The organism is Hymenobacter aranciens, assembly GCF_030580865.1.
GTDB classification, from domain to species: domain Bacteria; phylum Bacteroidota; class Bacteroidia; order Cytophagales; family Hymenobacteraceae; genus Hymenobacter; species Hymenobacter aranciens.
On the sequence record NZ_JAUQSY010000006.1, the window covers coordinates 186,960 to 205,176 of the forward strand.

Genomic DNA, 18,217 nt, shown 5'->3' on the forward strand with positions numbered 1-18,217 from the left:
GCGGAGCTTGCTTCGCCCTTTATTTTTGCCGGGTGCGCCGCTGCCGGGCATCGTGTAGCGCGGGCCACATGGGCGCCCGCCCGTTATCTTTCCCTGTAGAATGTTTTTCCGCCGCCGCCCTGCGCCCGCTGCCGCCGCCCCGCTCTCCGACCAGGAGCTGCTGGCCCGCTACCGCGCGCACGGCGACGTGGCCGACCTCGGCCTGCTCTACGACCGCTATATGCCTGAGGCCTTTGCCGTGTGCCGCCGCTACCTGGCCCCGCCCGACGAAGACGCCCAGGATGCCGTGATGCAGCTCTTCGAGCACCTGGTCATCAAGCTCCGAACCCACGAGCCCGAGAACTTCCCGGCCTGGCTGCACATCACGGCCCGCAACTACTGCCTCATGCAGCTGCGCTCGCAAAAACGGGCCGGGGGCAAAGTTTTGCAATTTCCTGACGCCGTGGATATGGAAATTGCCGCCGCCCCGCATCTGCAAGGCGCGGCCCAGGACGCCGCCGAGGCCGAGGAGAACGAAATCCGTCTCCAGAGCATCGAGCACGCCCTGGCCCAGCTGCCCGCCACCCAGCGGCAGTGCCTCGAATTGTTTTTCCTCGAAAAAAAGAGCTACCGCGAAGTGGCCGAAATCACCGGCCTCGAAATCAACCTCGTAAAAAGCCACCTGCAAAACGGCAAGCGTATGCTGCGCCGCCAGCTCGACCCACCCGCGCCGGCCGCTTCGCCGGCCTCTTCCGCGTCTCCGCTCCATGTCCGCCGCTAAGTTTACATCAGCCCTGCTCACCGCGCCCGGCCCGCACCCGGACGTGGACCTGCTGCGCCGGTACGCGGCCGGCACCCTCCCGCCGGCCGAGCAGCAGCCCATCGAAGCCCACACCCTTGACTGCGAGCGTTGCGACGACCTCGTGGCCGGCTTCGCCATGGGTACCCCCGCCAGCACCGACCAGGCCGTGGCCGAGCTGCGCACCCGCCTGCAGGCGCGCCTGCAACAGCCCGAGCTGCGCCCCGTGGGCCGCCCGCTCTGGCAGCCGCTGGCCGCCGCGGCCACCATTGCGGGCCTGCTGGCCGGCGGCCTCTGGGGCTGGCAGCACAACGCGCCCAGCACCCAGCCCGACCTGGCCCGCACCACAGTAGTGGCCCCCGCCACCCCGCCCGCGCCGCCCGCAACCGCCGCCCCGGCCGAAATGGCGGCGGCACCAGCCGAGCCAGCCACTGAGCCAGCCGCCAACGCCACTCCCGCTACCGAAGTAGCCGCCGCGCCGCCCGCCGTGGCCGCGCCGGGCCGCGCGGCCAGGCCCGCCGCCCGCCCCACCCCGCCCGCCGCGGCAGCCGCCGATACCGACGTAGCCGTGGTACTGACTCCGGTCACCAGCTCGGCCGCCTCAGCCGAAGCCGCCCCCGATTTTGCCCTGAACGACGAGCTGACGGCTAAACAGGAAGAAGCCAAGGACGACAAAGCCGCCGCGCCCAGCGTGGCAGCCAGCCGCGCCAGTATGAAAGCCAAAACCGCCGCCCCCGCCGCCGAGGGCAGCGTGCGCCGCCCCGAGCCCATGCCGCCGGTGCCCGCCCTGCCCGCCCAGCCCCTGGGCGGCATGAAAACCCTGAAAGAATACCTGCGCCGCGCCGCCACCGAGTTCGAGCCCGAAATCAACACCACCCGCCTCACCGGCATGGTGCATATCAAGGCCACGGTAGGCGAAGACGGCCGCCTCCACAACGTGAAAGTAACCCGCGGCCTGCGCGACGACTACGACGCCGAAGCCGAGCGCATCGTGTGCGACGGCCCCACCTGGACACCCGCCGTCTCGGCCGGCCGCCGCGTACCCACCACGGTAGAAATCTCGGTACCATTTTAAGGAACGACACTCCCCTCCTTGGAAAGGAGGGGATGTGAGCTGCGAAGAGCAGCGAACGGGGGTGGTTCGCCCGGTCGCGCCGCCTGGGCTTTTGGAGTAGTTAAATAAAAATTACTGCGATGTTCTACCGGCGCGAGCGGGCGAACCACCCCCGTTCGGCGCTCAGCGCGCCTCACATCCCCTCCTTTCCAAGGAGGGGAGCTTGTCGTTCTACTCCTGCGAACGGCCGTACTTTTGTAGCAACTCAACGCAGTTCTACTTCCCTCCCATCCCTCATTCACCATCATGGCTTTTCGCACCGAAAAGGATACCATGGGCACCGTGCAGGTACCCGCCGACGCCTACTGGGGCGCCCAGACCCAGCGTTCCATCGAGAATTTCCCCATCGCGCAGGACATCAACCGCATGCCGAAAGAAATTATCAAAGCCTTCGCCATTCTGAAAAAAGCCGCCGCCCTCACCAACCGCGACGCCGGCATCCTGACGCCCGAAAAGGCCGAGCTGATTGGCAAAGTGTGCGACGAAATCCTGGCCGGCAAGCTCGACGAGTCGTTCCCGCTGGTGGTGTGGCAAACCGGCTCGGGCACCCAGAGCAACATGAACGTGAATGAGGTAGTGGCCTACCGCGGCCACGTACTGCAGGGCGGCAGCCTCGCCGACGAGAAGAAATTCCTGGCTCCGAACGACGACGTGAACAAGAGCCAAAGCTCAAACGACACCTTCCCGACGGCCATGCACATCGCGGCCTACAAAATCCTGGTCGAAACTACGATTCCGGGCATCGAGAAGCTGCGCGATACGCTGAAGGCGAAGAGCAAGGAATTCATGAATGTGGTGAAAATCGGCCGCACCCACTTCATGGATGCCACGCCGCTCACGCTGGGCCAGGAGTTTTCGGGCTACGTTTCGCAGCTCGACCACGGCCTGCGCGCCATCAACAACACGCTGGCCCACTTGAGCGAGCTGGCCCTGGGCGGCACCGCCGTAGGCACCGGCATCAACACGCCGCCGAACTACGCGGTGAACGTGGCCCAGCACATTGCCGACCTCACCAAGCTGCCCTTCGTCACGGCCGAAAACAAGTTTGAGGCCCTGGCTGCCCACGATGCCATCGTAGAAGCCCACGGTGCGCTGAAAACGGTGGCCGTTAGCCTGATGAAAATCGCCAACGACGTGCGCATGCTCAGCTCGGGTCCCCGCGCCGGCATTGGCGAAATCTCCATCCCCGACAATGAGCCCGGCTCCAGCATCATGCCCGGCAAGGTGAACCCCACCCAGTGCGAAGCCATGACCATGGTGGCCGCTCAGGTGATGGGCAACGACGTGGCCATCACCGTGGGCGGCTCGATGGGCCACTTCGAGCTGAACGTGTTCAAGCCGGTGATGATTTACAATTTCCTGCACTCGGCCCGCCTCATCGGCGACGTGTGCGTGGCCTTCAACGACAAGTGCGCCGTGGGCATCGAGCCCATCCTGCCCAACATCAAGAAGCACGTCGACAGCAGCCTGATGCTGGTGACGGCCCTCAACCCCCACATCGGCTACTACAAAGCCGCCGAAATTGCCCAGACGGCCCACAAAAACCACTCGACCCTCAAAGAAACCGCCCTCAAGCTCGGCTACCTCACCGCCGAGCAGTACGACGAGTGGATGAAGCCCGAGGAAATGGTGGGCGAAATCAAGTAGCCACCCGCTAGCTCCAGGTAGCGCAAAAGCGTCAGGCGAATAATTCGCCTGACGCTTTTTTGTTATCTTTGCGTTGCATGTTTAATACTATTCTCCCCTACCGGCGCGTGCAACGCAACCGCAACCGTACCGAGGGGCGGGAAAGCTGGCAGTGGCTCGACATCTACAAGTTTTTCATGCACTCGCCCAGTTCGCGCCGCAAGTACCTGGTCGAAATCCACGCCTACGACGACCACCTGTACACGGCCGATTTCTACGCCAAAGTGCATAATTTGAACCGCTACCGCCTGCGCACCAACCAGCAGGCGGCGGGTAAGCTGGGCGGCACGGTGCTGGCCATTCTGGCCGAGGTAATCCGGCACGACCCGCAGGCGTGTTTTGGGTTTATTGCCGCGGCGATGGTGGATGAGACGAGTGACCGTCGCACCAAGCGCTTCGAGCTTTACACGCGGATGCTGGAACTGAAACTTAATCCAACACGTCACGTCATGGTATCAAGGCCAGAAAACAGTAGTATTTTTGTTTTACCTGCGGAGCTAGCTTCGCAACCAGCAGTTGCTGATTCAATCATAGCCCGTTATGAAAGCATTTTCGCCGAAACGTTCTAAAAAGCATGACCCGCGTCAAGTGGCACGTGAGGCTCGTAAAGCTGCTCGTCGCGAATCTGAGCCTGATAATGCTGAGCTATTCTTGGTGCGCGAGGATGGCAGCAAATACTATCTGCACAAGCCTCAACCACAAATCCCCGGCTACACCTACGCCTTCTAGCCCCGATTTTCGGAATTCATAAGCCGCCCCTCCTACCAGAGGGGCGGCTTTTCTTTTTTCCGGCATCTTTGCTTTCACTTTTCAATTCCCATTATTTATGCGCCCCGCCGATACCCGCCACCGTGGCCCGCACCCGGAAGATGACCGGCTGTTTGCGCCCAAATGGCTGCCGCTGATGCGCCAGGCGGTGAGTGAATTATCGTGGCTGCTGACGCGCGACTATCCTTCGGGTGCGGCCGTGAAGCTGGTGGGCGACCGCTACGCCATGACCGAACGCCAGCGCTGGGCCGTGGCCCGCGCCTCCTGCGCCGACGCCAGCCGCGCCAGGCGCATCGCCAAACGGCTGCAACCGGCAGAAGTGAGCGGCCGGCCAATTGCCATCGACGGCTTCAACCTTATTATCATTCTCGAAACGGCCCTCAGCGGCGGCGTGGTATTGCGGGGGCGCGACGGCGCCTTTCGCGACTTATCGAGCATCCACGGCACCTACCGGGCGGTGCAGGAAACCGACCGCGCCATCCGGCTGGTGGCGGCGGCGCTGGCCCCGCTGACGCCCGGGCCGGTGCGCTGGCTGTTCGACCAGCCCGTGTCGAACAGCGGCCGGCTGGCGGCCCGGCTGCGCGACCTCGGCGCCGAGCTGGGTTTGCCCTGGACGGCTGAAGTAGTGATGGACCCCGACCGCGTGCTGGCCGTGACAAGCGATGTCGTGGTAACCGCCGACTCGGCCGTGCTCGACCGCGCCGACGCTTGGCTCAACCTGACTGAGCTGGTGCTGCAGGCCGAGCCACCCGCCTGGCTGCTCGATTTGAGTGGGGATTGAAGGGATAATCATTTGCTTCTTATTCAAAACTAAAGCTGCTTTTTCTTTGCTGGAAAGAGCGGCTTTTCTTTTTTTCCCGGCATCTTTGCGGCCCGTTTGCATTCCCCCGCATGGATTTTTCGACGCACCTCGTTCTGGAAAACAACCGCGTCCGGCTGCGCCCGCTGGAGCTGGCCGACTTCGCCGCCCTCAAGGAAGTGGCCTTCGACCCGGAATTGTGGCTTTACACCCTCACGGCCGCCCACACGCCGGTGGAGCTGGCGGCCTACCTGCGGCAGGCTTTGCACGGCCGCGAGCAGTGCCTGCGCTACCCGTTCGTCATCATCGACCGGCTTACGGGGCGCATTGCGGGCAGCACCAGCTACTACAACTGCCACCCGGACGAGAAGCGCTTGAGCATTGGCTATACCTGGGTGGGGCGTGATTTTCAGCGCAGCGGCCTCAACCGGGCCTGCAAGCACTTGCTGCTCAACCACGCTTTCGGCAACCTGGGCTGCGAGCGGGTGGAACTCGAAACCGACGCCCGCAACTGGAAGTCGCGCGAGGCCATGAGCCGCATGGGCGCTACCGAGGAGGGCATCCTGCGCAGCCACCGCATCACGCAGGGCGGCCGGCGGCGCGATACTGTCATTTTCAGCGTGCTGAAACCGGAATGGGACCAGCTGCGCCAGTCCGTGTTCAAAGAATTCGACGCCCGTGGCTGAGCCCTTCGACCCCACCGGCGGCCGTACCGGCCTGGCGCGGCGGTTGGCCAGCGTCGGGCACTCGGTGCGCGGCATCTGGGTGGCTATGCGTGGCGAGTTTCACATGCAGGCGCATGCCGTGGCTACGATGGTGGTTATTGGGCTGGGGTTTTATTATCAGCTGGCTCGGCTGGAGTGGGCGCTGGTGGCGCTGGCCATTACCGGGGTATGGGTGGCTGAGCTGTTAAATACTGCCCTGGAGGCGCTGACGGACTTGGTGTCACCGGGCTTTCACCCGCTGGCGGGCAAGGCCAAGGACATTGCGGCGGGTGCGGTGCTGCTGGCGGCGCTGGGCGCGGTGGCGGTAGGGCTGCTGGTGTTTGGGCCGAAGGTGTTTTCCTGAGTTTGTTGTTGAGCTTCATAAACTATTGTCCGGACTGGGCGTAAAGCCATGCCTACGCGGACGGCTTTTGGTCGCCGGGCGATTCTGTCATTAGTTCTTGTTTTATGCGCTTTCTTGCCTCTGTGGCCGCTGGCCTATTGTTGTTTGCGGCCGCCTGCACTTCCGACCGCGTGGAGTTCGGCACGCCCACCAAAGCGCCCGAAAGCGGCTTCGTGAGCCAGCCCAACACCCCTGCCCCCACCAGCGCCAACACCGTGGATGAAGTGCCCGCCCGCCTCATGGAGTCGGACACCACCCACCGCCCCGCTTGGCTGAAAAGCCGTATCGACGCCATCCTGGCCGAGCGCAAGCGCAACCCCAAAATCCGCATCCTGACCTACCAGTACCGTGACCAAACGGTTTACTGGGAATCAGCGCCTTGCTGCGACCAATTCTCCATTCTCTACGATACGCAGGGCAAGGTAATCTGCAACCCCGACGGCGGCATCACTGGCAAGGGCGACGGCAAATGTGCTGACTTCAATAAAAACAAAACCAACGAAAAGATGGTCTGGCAAGACCCCAGGTAGAGTTATGAGTTTTGAATTATGAGTTACGAATTGGGCTTGGATAGTCCTTTGCCCCCACTCATAATTCAAAACTAATAACTAATAATTAAACATGATGAATACCCTCGAAAAACTCGGCGCCTTCAATGTGTGGGCCAACGACACGGTTATCGCCCGCCTCGATGAAATTGTAGCTGCTGGCCAGGAAGTGCCGGCCGTGTGCCTGCGCCTGTTCAGCCACGTGCTCAACGCCCAGGCCATCTGGATTTCGCGTATCGGCGGCCAGCCCCAGCCCGTGAAAGTGTGGCAGGAGCACGACCTCGCCACCTGTCACGCCCTGCACCAGCAAACCTCCGAAGCCCTGCACCAGCTGATGGCCCGCGCCGATGAAACCGAGCTGCAGCGCCGCATTTTCTACACCAACTCACTCGGCAACAGCTACGACAGCGCCGTGCACGACATCCTGACCCACGCCGTGGTACACGCCAGCTACCACCGCGCCCAGGTAGCCACCCGCCTGCGCGACCACAATTTCGAGCCCGTCAATTCCGACTTCATCACCTACTGCCGCGAGCAGGACGCCGCCGGCCGGGCGGTGCCGAGCTTGTAAATTCTCATTGGGCCACAACAAAAAGAGGCTGCCCGTCAAGGCAGCCTCTTTTTGTTGTTAATCAGCCGGCTATTCAGCGCACTGCCACCGTGCCCAGGTCGGTAATCTGGTCGTTGCTGACGCTGATGTTGCGCGTAACCACCGGATACAGCAGCCCGGAATGCAGCTCCACCCGGTAGTTACCGGTTGGCACACCCCGCAGCAGGAAGCCACCTGCCGCATCGGCCGTAGTGCTCAGCGTGTCGTTGGGCACAGTAGAGGTGCGAATGGCCAGCACCAGCGGCCGGGTCGAAGCCGGCGTAGCGACGCCCCGGATACCGCCCGCCACGGCCGTCGTGATGGTACGAATGACCGGTTTTAGATTGTATTGCCCACTGTTGCCGCGCTTCACGATGGACTTGGCCACGTCAAAGTCGAGCAGCAGTTGGTAAGTCACGTCGCGCACCAGCGTGGCGTCGATTTTCAGCTTCAGGCCCGACTGCTGGGCGCTGGGCGTGGTGAGGGCTTTCACGGTGCCGTCGCGCAGCACCAGCGTGTTGTTCGGCCCCAGGATGAGGCGAATCTGGGAGATTTTGCCGGCGGGGAAGTCGGCGCTGACCAGCCCCACGGAGTTGCCGTTGGTGTAGTCCATGATGTTGTACACGCCCGGCCGGATGAGTGGCAGCGTCTGCCAGCCCGCTTCATCGTCGCCGTCGGTCACGTGCACCTGCACTTGCTGCACATCGATGTTCACGGCCGCATAGTCGCCGGGCGCATCGGTCAGGCGCACCTCGAATTTCGACATGCCCGCGCCGCTCGTGTCGTCGGAAGAGTCTTTGGAACAGCTGGCCAGGCCCAGCAAGGCCAGCGCAAACGCCGGAAATAATTGATTGATTTTCATGACGAAGTTGGATTTCATGGTAAAAGAACGGCCCGGTAGCTGATGAGCTACCGGGCCGCCTTGGGCAACAATACTGCCGCTTTTCACCAAAGGTTGTCGACCTTAATTGGTCTTCGTAGTATCGGCGGGGGCCGCGGCCGGCTTTTTCTTGGGCCCAAACAGGTTGTTCAATCCTTGCCCGATGGCTTTCTTGGCCTCCTGCTTGGCCTTGGCTTCGGCTTCGAGGCGGCGCTTTTCCAGCTCTTCCTTAGCCTTGGCTTCGAGGGCGGCTTTGTTCAGGCTTTCAAGGCGTAGCGTGCTATCCTTGAGAAACTTGTTTTTGGTAGCCGCGTTGGCCAGCACGTCGTTCAGCTTGCTGGTCACTACGCTGGTCACGATGCTCTTGGTCTGGTCTTTCACGCTGCCGCTGGTGAGCTTCACGCTGGGCTTGCTCACGCTACCGCCAATGTTGAGGCCCAGCGTTACCCGCTCCGTGCCCTTGATGTCCTTCACGCCCGTCAGGGCGGTGAGTTTGCTGTTGAGGGCGTTGCCGAGCTTGCCGGTGGGCACATTCAGGGCCGTCACGTAATTGAGCAGGCCGCTCACGCTGTTCGAGCCACCCACGGTCATCTTCACGTCGCCCACAGTCAGGTCGAAGGGTTTTACCACCAGGTTGCCGTTCACCAGCTGCGCGTCAATTTTCTTGTTGAGCACCACGATGTTCTTCAGTTCGGGCAGCGTAGTGAGGCTGGCAATCTGCGTCATCACCGGCGACTGATTGATTGCCGCCTTCACGATGTCGAACACGCCCCCGCCGGTCAGGGTGTTGAGGTTCGGCATCATGTCCGCCCCCATTTCGCCGCTCACGTTAAACGTGGTGCCGAACACGCCTTCCACCTGGCTGGCCAGCGGCACCAGCGTCTTGATGGTGTTGAAGGCCGAAAAGGCGTTCTGGAAGTTCAGGTCCTTGATGTTGAGCCCAAAGTTAAATTTCGGGTGCGCCAAATCCTTGCTGCTGTAGCTGCCGGTGGTGCCAAAACTACCGCCCAGCGTATTGAAGGTCAAGTTTTTCATGGTGGCGGTTTCGTCGCGCACCAGCACCGTGCCTTTCACATTGGTCAGCTTCAGGTTGTCGTATTCCACCTGGTTCACGTTGCTGTTCAGCGTCAGGTCCATGTACTTCGGAATCTGCAGCACGCCGCTGGCTTCGGTAGCCGGCTTGCTGGCCGTCGATTTGGCGGCCGTGGCCGAGGGCTTGGCCGTTACCTCGTCCACCATCCACTCGTTCACGTTGAAATTCTTCGAGTTCACCGTGAAGGTGCCGCGTAGCGACTGCCCCGGCGTGAAGAGGTAGCCCATGTAGTTGCTCACCGTGCCCGAGGCCGCAAAGTCGGAAGTGCCGGTGATGCCGTTCAGGCTCTGCACCACGATTTCGTTGTTGTTGAAGCGCGCGTTGGCCGAGCTGATTTTCACGCCCTGCGGCAGGTCGGCGCTCTTGTAAGTCACGTTGTTGGCCTGCACGGTGCCGCTGGCCACCACGTTCTGGTAGCGGCCGGCTTCCACGTCGGCCATGTTGCCCTTGGCGGCGATGTCGCCCTTCACGCGCCCGGTCACGGTCATGCCTTCCAGCGGGAAGATTTTGGTGATTTTCGTGAGGTCCACCGTGCCGCGCACGTTGGCGTCAAACACCGGCTTGTCGATGTTGTGCGCCGCCAGGCGGCCTTCCAGCGGCTCGCCTTCCAGCACCATCCGGAACTGCGGCAGGTTGATGTAAGTATCATTCACCTGGCCCGTAGCGTTGGTCACGGTACCGTTCAGGTTAATCTGCTCAATCGGCGCCGGAAACTGGGCCGATTTCACGTAGCCGTTGGTCAGCTTAATGGCGGCATTCACCACCGGCATCTGCGTTTTCGAGTACACGCCCTTGCCCGTGGCATCCACGAAAAACTGCCCGCGCATGGCGAGGTCTTTCACCGGATACACTTTCAGCATCTCGGCCAGGTCCACGTTGGCCTTCACGCGGCCATCTACCTTCATCGGCTCCAGCCCGTCAATCAGCACGTTGCCGTCGATGGGGTTCGGGCCGAGGTCGAGGTGAAACTGCTGCACGTTCACTTTCACGTTGTTGGTGAAGCCCGAAGGGTTGTCCACGTTCATCTTCACGTTGATGTTCTTGGCCGCCTGCGGCAGCTGCGGATACTTGAACTGCCCGTTCGTCACGGCCAGGTTCACGCCGTAGCCGGGCATTTTCAGGTTGTTCTGCGTGCCTTTGTAGTAACCGTCGAAGGCCACCTTGCCGCTGGTTTCCACATCCTTGAACTGCTCGGTATATACGCCCGGCACCAGACTCAGAATGGTTTTAAAGTCCGTTTCCAGCGCCTTGAAGGTCACGTCGTAGGTAATGTCCGTCGCATTCGGCAGCCCCACGGCCCCGGCAAAGCTCAGCGGGAAATCATTGAGCTTGATTTTATTATCTTTGAACGTGAACAGCATCTTGTCCAGGTCCATGTTGATGGTCATGTCGGCATCCAGCTTTTTATCCGTCAGGTACGCCACGCCGCCGTAGCTCACGTCGAGGTCGTCCACGGTCGTCTTCGAGGTCATATCGAACACGTTGCTGGCGAAATCCCCGCTGCCGCTATGGTTCAGGCCGCGCACATCGGTTTTGAAGGGCAGCGTCAAATCCTCGTAGCGCACGCGTCCATCGTTGATTTTCCAGCCCTTGATGGCCAGACTCACCTGACTGGTATCCTGGCCTTTGGTAGCAGCGGCGGAGTCCGAAATCATCACGTCCCAGTTGGCTAGGCCGCTTTTCAACTTGCGAAGGCTCAAGTCAGGCCGCTCCAGCTCAACGGTTTTCACCTGGATTTCGCCGCCCCGCACCACGCTCATCACGTCGAGGCCCACGCGCAGACTGGGCAGGTAGGCCAGCGTATCGCGGCTGAACGAGTCGAGGCCGATGACACGCAGCTCGCGCAAATTCAGCGTCAAATCCGGAAATGAGCTAAATAAGCTCACGTCGATGTTGCTGGGGTCGTACTGCACCGTGGCCCGCACTCGCTGCTTAATTTGCTCGTCGGCCAGGGCCTTCAGCTTGTCTTTGAACAGAAACGGCGCCAGCGCCAGGGCCGCCACCAGCAGCACCACAAACACCAGCACACCAATCAGAATCTTGCGCATAGCAGTCAGTTAAATGAATGTCTTGGGGCAAAAGTACCGCCCCTTGCCCGACAGCAGCCCGCTTTCCGGCCCCGTCGGCACCGTAAACTAACGCTTTTACCCTTGAGTTTCGCAAGTCGAAATCGACCGGGCCCAACAAAACTCCGTCCGGCAGGGCGCTTTGTCCGTTAGTGCCCCGTTCGAATTGCTGCCTCGAACTTTCGTACTTTCGCCTGCACTAAACTGCCTGGGAGCAACGTTGCCCGTGCCATCCACCCCTGCGCTGCCGCCTATGCTGCTTTCTGTTTCATCACATTTTGTGGCTGCCACCACGCTGTTGCTCACCGCCGCCACGGCGCAGGCGCAGGACGTGTATTTTTCGCAGCCCTTCGCCACGCGCCTCTACACCAACCCGGCCTACACCGGCCTGCTCGACGACTACAGCCTCACCTTCGGCTTTCGCAACCAGTTTCCCAGCCTCGTCGGCACCTTCAAAACCAACTACCTCGCCGCCGACCTGCGCCTCGATAAACCGGGTCGCCACCACGCCATCGGCCTGGTATTCAACCACGACCGCACCGGCGAGCTGAACTACACCCGCTTCGAGGTGGGCGGCAACTACGCCTACCACACCCGCCTCACCAAAACCCTGGCCCTGAGCGGCGGCCTCAACGCCAGCTACGGCCGCCAGCAGTCGCCGGTCAATAATTTTCTGTTTGGCGACCAGATTGCCGACGACGGCACCGTAACCGGCAATCCTTCGGCCGAGCTGACGAATTATCCGCCCGTCAATTACTTCAGCATCGGCACCGGGGCCGTGCTGTATTCCGAGAATAGCTGGCTCAGCATTTCGGGCCAGCACCTCAATCAGCCCAGCCTGGCCTTCCGCCGCAGCACCAATCTGCCGATGGCGCTGAATTTATCGGGCGGCTATAAATTTTTCCTCCTCAAACCCGGTCCCGGCGTTGCCACCCGCGAAGTAAGCTTAACGCCCACAGCCGCCTACAGCCGCCAGGGCGCCTCCCAGCGCATCGAAACCGGTGCGTATTTCACCGCCTCGCCTATCACGCTCGGCGCCATGTACCGCAATATTATCCTACCCGGCAGCGTTAATCAGCAGCAGGTGCTGGCGGCCATTGTGGGCGTGAGCGTCGGCGCGTTGCGCATCGGCTACAGCTACGATGTGGGTCTCACGCCGCTCAGCAGCGACCTGGGCGGCGCCCACGAAATAACGCTGACCTTGCGCAGCTTTGATAAGCTGGAAAATGCCTATCGTCGATTAAAACGACGCGATTACCCGCTGGCCCCTTGTCCGGCATTCTAATTTTTTGTAACATTGCATCCAAATTGCCCTAGCTAACTCTTCATCCCTCTCGGCCATTTTAGCCTCGTTATGAAATTCTCTAATTATCTGCGCCTGGCAGTGCTGGGCCTCGGTGCGTTGGCCAGCTGCAAAAGCGGCCCTCCCACCGCCGCTAAACCCGGTAAATATTCTTCGACGACGGGCATCGAATACAACACCGAAAAGGGCATGACCGTGTCGAGCTACAAGAACATGCCCGAAGGGCCTGGTCTGGTGTTCATTGAGGGCGGCCGTACCGTACTGGGTTCGCAGGAGGAAGACGTGACGATGTCGCACGACAACCTGGAGCGCACCGTTACCATCGCCTCGTTCTACATGGACGAAGCCGAAGTAGCCAACATCCACTGGCTCGAATATCTGCACTTTATCCGTACCGACTCGGCCGAAGAATTCTACAAATCTGCCCTGCCCGACACCATGGTGTGGGCCCGCGACCTGTCGTTTAACGACCCCTATGTTACTTATTATCTGCGTTATCCCGGTTTCCGCTACTTCCCCGTGGTGGGTGTAAGCTGGCTGCAAGCCGACGACTACTGCACCTGGCGTACGGCCAAGGTGAACGAGGCCCTGGCCGCCAAAGGCTCGGACGACGGCGGTGGCAAGAAGAGCAAGAAGAAAAAAGGTGATGACGCCGCTGCCGAAGGCGCCGCTGAAGGTGCCGGTGCTGCCGAAGGCGCGGGTGGCGACCCCAGCAAGCGTATCTCCATCGAAAACGGCAACACGCTGCCCAACTACCGCCTCCCCACCGAGGCTGAGTGGGAATACGCCGCGCAGTCCCTCATCGGCACCCAGGAAGTAGGCAACGAAAACCAGGAAGAGAAGCGCATTTACCCCTGGGATGGCCGCTCGACGCGTAACGCCTACGGCAACAAGATGGGCCAGTTCCTGGCCAACTTCAAGCGCGGCCGGGGTGACTACGCCGGTATCGCCGGCAGCCTGAACGACGGCGCTATGATTACGGAGTACGTATATGCCTACCCGCCGAACGATTATGGCCTCTACAACATGGCCGGCAACGTGAACGAGTGGGTGCAGGACGTGTACCGCCCTCTGTCGTACCAGGATGTGGAAGACCTGAACCCCTTCCGTCGTAACGGCGTGCTTGACCCCGCCGATAAATACGACAAAAAAGGCTACCAGTCGCTCATCGATGACCACGTTCGCGTGTACAAAGGCGGCTCGTGGCGCGACGTAGCCTACTACCTCTCGCCCGGTACCCGCCGCTTCATGGCCGAGGATTCGGCCACGGCAACCATCGGTTTCCGTTGCGCGATGATTAACCCTGGCTCGAACAAATAAGCTGGTTAGGCATAGAAAAGGCCGCTTTCCAACAGGGAAGCGGCCTTTTTCGTTTTCCCGGCTTTTCCGGCTGCCGGGGCCATTCTCTCTCAGTCTCTTATTTGCTTTTCGCTCTACATTAATTCAAGGCCTTTTACTGCTGCTCGGCTAGTTCCAGCAGCACTTCATAGTAGGGTCGTCCCTTCACCCGGGCCCTTAGCCAGGCGTAAAAGCTTAGCACCTGCAGGTCTTCCTGTTGCGTGGTCAAGAAATTGGGTATCTGCGACACGCGAGTGGCGAAATCGACCTGTTGCACCAAGTCGGGCTCGCTGATGATTTCATGCACTAAATGCAGATAGCGCAACACTGGTTGGTAAGGCCCGCCTTCGGGCGCTTCCTCGGTGGCCGGAAACCGCTCGCGGATGCCACGCTCGATGGCCTTCAGACGGGTGAGGGCCAGGTCAGAATGGCCGAGCTCGTGCTGGATGATGAGTTCGCCGAGGTTGCGGTTGATAAGCCACTCCAGGCCCAGGTGCTGCTCCAGCCAGTGGTCGGTGCGGCCGAGGCTAAGCAGGGCTTGGTTAGCTTTGGCAAACTGGCCTTCGACGAAATGGTGGAACGAGAGCTGGAAACGCGCCGTAAGGTCGTCACGCTGGTTGAGAGTCGATGCCCTTTTTAAAGTCTTTTCGATGAGAACAATACCTTCCTTGTTGCGACGCAGGAAAGCATAGTTAGCGGCCAGCAGGAAGGTGAAGCGCGGCTCGAACTCGGTGAACTGCTGACCGGGCAGGGCCGCCAGCAGCGCGCGGCCCTGCTCCAGATAGGTCACTGAGTCGGCGAAGCGGCGGGCGCGGTAGAGGGTGTGCGCCAGCATGTAGAGGAGCTTGAGCTGGTAGCCGCGCTGGGCAGGCGCAAAGCCGTGGCGACGCTCCAATAGCTTGTAGCTGCGCTCGATATAAGGGGCGAAGGTGGTAAAATCGCGCCGCAGCAGCATGGCATTGCGGACGATGGACAGCAGCCGGCACAGCAGCGCGGGTGAGCGGGTGAAGGCATCCTTGAGGTCGTACTCGGCTAGGATTTCCTGCACCATGGCATCGACCGACACCGTGGCGCGGCCCTGCGTGCGGGCCTCGCGCAGGCGCAGGCGCAGCAGGCTGTCGGCGATGTTGGCGCGCTCTTCCTCGTCGGCGGCTTTCTTGTTGGCGTGGCGGCGGCTGATGATTTCGGCCAGCGGCGGGGCGTGGGGCGAGTCGGCGTGCTGAATTTGAAGGTTGTACACGGCATTAAGCGGCTCGTGCTGCTCGCCGGTGATGGCCAGCTTTTCGGCTTTGCGCAACGTGGCCCAGGCCAGCCGCGGGATGCCGACGTCGAATAAATATTGCGCCAGCGTGACCTGCCCGCGCACGGCGGCGGCGGCCGTCATGTCGTGCTGGCGCTGGCGCAGCAGCAGGTAGTCCATGAGGTGACGGAGCAGGCGCTTGCGCAAAGCGTAGTAAGCCACGGGGTTGGGCTCATCGGGGTAGAGCTTGGCGATGAGCTTTTCGGTACTCAGCTCCTTGGGCTGCACGAGCAGCTCGAAGAGGCGCGAGTCGAGCCGGCCGCTGGCTTTGCGGCGCTGGCGCTGGATGAAGTGGGCAAAGTCGCGCCGGTCGTCGGGCGGCAGGGTAAGCAGGGTGGTGCGGAGGTCGTCCATAAGCGCCGCAAGTTTACGACGGTGGCGGCGAAATCCAGCGAAGTTCTGATGTCAGAATCTGGCCGGGACATCAATTATTTATCAGTTGTTTAGCCCGGCTAGTCCAGCCAGATTAAAGTCCGGGAATTGCAATAGTCAGCTTGCGCCGGGCTGGCACATCACTACACCTTTGATGCGGCAACGAAACGCCAGCCTTTGCACGCTCACATGATTCTTTTTACCAACGGCCGTCTACTGCTTTTGTGCTTGGCGCTTTGGGCCAGTGGCGCGCTCAGCAGTTGCACGGTGTATGCCCCCATGCAGCCTACCGTTTCCACTATCAGTGCGGCCGGGCAGGTGGAAGCCACTGGCAGCATTCAGGCCAGTGGCCGGCTGGAGGGGGGCGTGGTGTATGCGCCGGTGTCGCATGTGCTGGTGTCGGTGGCTGGCACTTACAAGCCAATGTTCGCGGCCCCACCTACGTATGTCTTCGGAACGCGGCAGTGGGAAGCGGGTGTCGGAAGCTACGTCGGGCTTGGCGAGCACTCGCGCCTGACCGGCCTGCTGGGCTATGGCCGCGCCATTACTAAGCGGGGCGACTATAACCTGCTGTCGAATGAAACCTGGGACGTTGTGCAGGCCGATTACAGCAAATCATTTGCTCAGCTAGGCTACACCCTCTACAACCCCAGATTTTCCTTTCATTGGCTGGTGCGCTACTCTTACTTGGCTATTAATCAACTGACGGTGGCGGACTACTACAGGAACACCCTGCAGCCGCTCGACCTAACCCGCCTTGACCGGCTGGATGCCTTGTTCTGCTTTCGCTCGCAAAAGGGTCTGCCGCCACACTGGCGCTGGCAGCTAAGCGCCGGCTGGTCGGTGCCCACCCGGCAGTATGAAGTGCTGGATGAGCATGGCTATGAAATACCGGAGGCCCGCCGAGCGCAGTTCGTGGCGGTGATGCTCGGGGTTGGGGTGGTTTTCTGTCCTACGCATTAAGGCGGTTAGTTTTCTTACAAGGTTTACTCTTTCAGCACCTTCTCATGAAAAAATTCTCTACTTTCTGTTATTCCTGCTAGGTGGCGTTCACACCCTGCACGCCCAGGATTTGCTGACCAAGCGCAACGGCGAAGAAATAGCCGTGCTGGTGCTGGAAGTGACGCCCACCGAAGTGAAGTACCGCCGGTTTGACAACCTCAACGGACCGCTGTTCATTTTGCGCCGCGATGAGGTGTTTATGGTGAAGTACATCAACGGCACCAAGCAGCTGTTCGACCAAGCGCCGGTGCCGCCCGCGCCCGCAGCGGCCGCTCCAGCGGCTCCGGCCCCGCTGCCGGCCCCGCCCCCGGCCGCCGACCTGGGCGGCGTGCTGGTGCCGGGCGACGAAGTCGACGACATGCAAACCGTGGCGCTCGATGGGCCGCGTATCGGCTGCACGGTGCTCCTGGGCGGCGTGGTGAACCGCGCCCGCGAGCACATCAGCGACTTGAGCCCGTTTCTGACGCAGTTTGGCTGGCAGTTTGAAAAGCGGCTGTTTCGGATGCCCAACGGCATGAGCGGGCTGGTGGAGCTGGTACCGCTGGTGGGCGGCCTGGAGCAGGGGCGCTTCATCCCCAGCGTCAGCGGCTTGCTGGGCTTTCGGGGGGCGAAGGGGTTCGAGTTTGGCATCGGGCCAAACCTGACGCCGCTGGGTAGCAGCGTGGTGCTGGCGCTGGGCACCTCGTTTCGCTCGAACGGCATCAACTTTCCCGTCAATCTGGCCGTGGTGCCGGGCAATGGCGGAGCGCGGTTGAGCTTGCTCGTGGGGTTCAATGCCCGTCGCCGTTAAGCCCTGCGTTATGCGACTTATCTTATTATCCATCGCCCTATTGTGTAGCCAGTTGAGCCGGGGCCAGGCAGCGCAGCCGGCGGCCGATGTGCTGCTGCTGGTCAACGGCGACGAGATTCCCGGCCAGGTGCTGGCCGTCAGCAGTAGCAGCATCAGCTACCGGCCCCCGGGCCGCCCCGATACCCTGCGCCTGGCTACCGATGCGGTATTTCTGATTCGCTTTGCCAATGGCACCCGCGAAGTGCTGCACCCGCAGTGGCCGGCCCAGCCGGGGCCGACGGCCCCACCAGGCCCCGACTCGCTGGCGGGCCTGAGTTCGGCTCAGCGCCGCACGCTGGGCCTGCGCGACGCCCGCCGCTGCTACACCAGCCGGAGCAGCTTCTGGATTTCGGCGGGCGCGGCGCTGCAGGGCGGGCCGCTGCTGGGCTTCATTGCCCCGGCCGTGATTACGGCCCACCCGGTGCCCGACGCCCGGCTGCGCGCCCCCTCGCCGACGCGGCTGGCCGACCCCAGCTACCGCACTGCTTACCAGCAGCAGGCCCGCCACACCCGCCGCGACCGCGCCTGGGGCGGCTATGCGCTGGGCACCGCCGCCTGGCTGTTGCTGATAAGCCTGGCATTTAACACTCAGTAGCCACCTGCCTGACCGCGCCTACCGGCCATCACTTAACCCTAAGCCCAACC

18 protein-coding genes are annotated in these 18,217 nt (G+C 61.6%); 15 read left to right on the plus strand and 3 right to left on the minus strand.

The features are described from left to right. Positions 1-100 precede the first annotated feature (100 nt). From Q5H93_RS10465 to Q5H93_RS10510, 10 genes are all read left to right on the plus strand, one after another. Positions 101-760 carry an RNA polymerase sigma factor gene (locus tag Q5H93_RS10465; RefSeq protein ID WP_305006476.1) on the plus strand — a complete coding sequence of 220 codons (660 nt, stop codon included), beginning with the start codon at positions 101-103 and terminating at the stop codon, positions 758-760. Beyond that, the gene (locus Q5H93_RS10470; protein ID WP_305006477.1) at positions 747-1,853 is read left to right on the plus strand and encodes an energy transducer TonB; all 1,107 of its coding nucleotides are present in this window, start codon (positions 747-749) and stop codon (positions 1,851-1,853) included. Before Q5H93_RS10465 ends, Q5H93_RS10470 begins: the two co-directional genes overlap by 14 nt. Positions 1,854-2,138: 285 nt before the next feature. After that, positions 2,139-3,539: a class II fumarate hydratase gene (gene fumC / locus Q5H93_RS10475; RefSeq protein WP_305006478.1), complete on the plus strand. Its 1,401-nt coding sequence runs from the start codon at positions 2,139-2,141 to the stop codon at positions 3,537-3,539. Positions 3,540-3,616: 77 nt separating this feature from the next. Further along, positions 3,617-4,147 carry a hypothetical protein gene (locus Q5H93_RS10480; RefSeq protein ID WP_305006479.1) on the plus strand — a complete coding sequence of 177 codons (531 nt, stop codon included), beginning with the start codon at positions 3,617-3,619 and terminating at the stop codon, positions 4,145-4,147. Continuing rightward, the gene (locus tag Q5H93_RS10485; RefSeq protein WP_305006480.1) at positions 4,119-4,307 is read left to right on the plus strand and encodes a hypothetical protein; all 189 of its coding nucleotides are present in this window, start codon (positions 4,119-4,121) and stop codon (positions 4,305-4,307) included. The genes Q5H93_RS10480 and Q5H93_RS10485 overlap by 29 nt, the downstream gene beginning before the upstream one ends. Before the next feature lie 97 nt (positions 4,308-4,404). After that, entirely contained in the window at positions 4,405-5,127 is a 723-nt protein-coding gene (locus tag Q5H93_RS10490; protein ID WP_305006481.1) for a DUF434 domain-containing protein, read from the plus strand. Positions 5,128-5,237: 110 nt separating this feature from the next. Next, complete coding sequence (locus Q5H93_RS10495; protein WP_305006482.1) at positions 5,238-5,831, plus strand: GNAT family N-acetyltransferase; 594 nt, start codon at positions 5,238-5,240, stop codon at positions 5,829-5,831. Then, entirely contained in the window at positions 5,824-6,213 is a 390-nt protein-coding gene (locus Q5H93_RS10500; protein ID WP_305006483.1) for a diacylglycerol kinase family protein, read from the plus strand. Before Q5H93_RS10495 ends, Q5H93_RS10500 begins: the two co-directional genes overlap by 8 nt. Before the next feature lie 104 nt (positions 6,214-6,317). Continuing rightward, positions 6,318-6,782 carry a DUF6970 domain-containing protein gene (locus Q5H93_RS10505; protein WP_305006484.1) on the plus strand — a complete coding sequence of 155 codons (465 nt, stop codon included), beginning with the start codon at positions 6,318-6,320 and terminating at the stop codon, positions 6,780-6,782. 91 nt (positions 6,783-6,873) lie between these two features. After that, on the plus strand, positions 6,874-7,371 hold the full coding sequence (locus tag Q5H93_RS10510; protein ID WP_305006485.1) for a DinB family protein: 498 nt from the start codon (positions 6,874-6,876) through the stop codon (positions 7,369-7,371). Between the two features lie 73 nt (positions 7,372-7,444). Here Q5H93_RS10510 and Q5H93_RS10515 read toward each other — a convergent pair whose 3' ends face one another. Then, positions 7,445-8,269, minus strand: coding sequence for a DUF4382 domain-containing protein (locus tag Q5H93_RS10515; RefSeq protein WP_305006486.1), 825 nt, complete (start codon positions 8,267-8,269; stop codon positions 7,445-7,447). 84 nt (positions 8,270-8,353) lie between these two features. After that, complete coding sequence (locus Q5H93_RS10520) at positions 8,354-11,410, minus strand: AsmA family protein (protein WP_305006487.1); 3,057 nt, start codon at positions 11,408-11,410, stop codon at positions 8,354-8,356. A 271-nt stretch (positions 11,411-11,681) separates the two neighbouring features. Between Q5H93_RS10520 and Q5H93_RS10525 the strand changes: the two genes are divergently transcribed. After that, positions 11,682-12,713 (plus strand): PorP/SprF family type IX secretion system membrane protein, encoded by a 1,032-nt coding sequence (locus tag Q5H93_RS10525; RefSeq protein WP_305006488.1) that lies wholly within the window; start codon positions 11,682-11,684, stop codon positions 12,711-12,713. A 69-nt stretch (positions 12,714-12,782) separates the two neighbouring features. Then, positions 12,783-14,051 (plus strand): gliding motility lipoprotein GldJ, encoded by a 1,269-nt coding sequence (gene gldJ / locus Q5H93_RS10530; RefSeq protein WP_305006489.1) that lies wholly within the window; start codon positions 12,783-12,785, stop codon positions 14,049-14,051. 133 nt (positions 14,052-14,184) lie between these two features. Here the strand turns inward: gldJ and Q5H93_RS10535 are convergent, their stop codons facing one another. After that, positions 14,185-15,723 (minus strand): hypothetical protein, encoded by a 1,539-nt coding sequence (locus Q5H93_RS10535; protein WP_305006490.1) that lies wholly within the window; start codon positions 15,721-15,723, stop codon positions 14,185-14,187. 297 nt (positions 15,724-16,020) lie between these two features. On the opposite strand from Q5H93_RS10535, the gene Q5H93_RS10540 reads away from it, so the two are divergent. The 3 genes from Q5H93_RS10540 (at position 16,021) to Q5H93_RS10550 (ending at position 18,167) form a co-directional block, all read left to right on the plus strand. Beyond that, a complete protein-coding gene (locus tag Q5H93_RS10540) occupies positions 16,021-16,704 on the plus strand; it encodes a hypothetical protein (RefSeq protein ID WP_305006491.1) in 684 nt (227 codons plus the stop codon). 109 nt (positions 16,705-16,813) lie between these two features. Then, positions 16,814-17,533 carry a hypothetical protein gene (locus Q5H93_RS10545; RefSeq protein WP_305006492.1) on the plus strand — a complete coding sequence of 240 codons (720 nt, stop codon included), beginning with the start codon at positions 16,814-16,816 and terminating at the stop codon, positions 17,531-17,533. A gap of 10 nt (positions 17,534-17,543) precedes the next feature. After that, positions 17,544-18,167 (plus strand): hypothetical protein, encoded by a 624-nt coding sequence (locus Q5H93_RS10550; protein WP_305006493.1) that lies wholly within the window; start codon positions 17,544-17,546, stop codon positions 18,165-18,167. Positions 18,168-18,217: the final 50 nt, after the last annotated feature.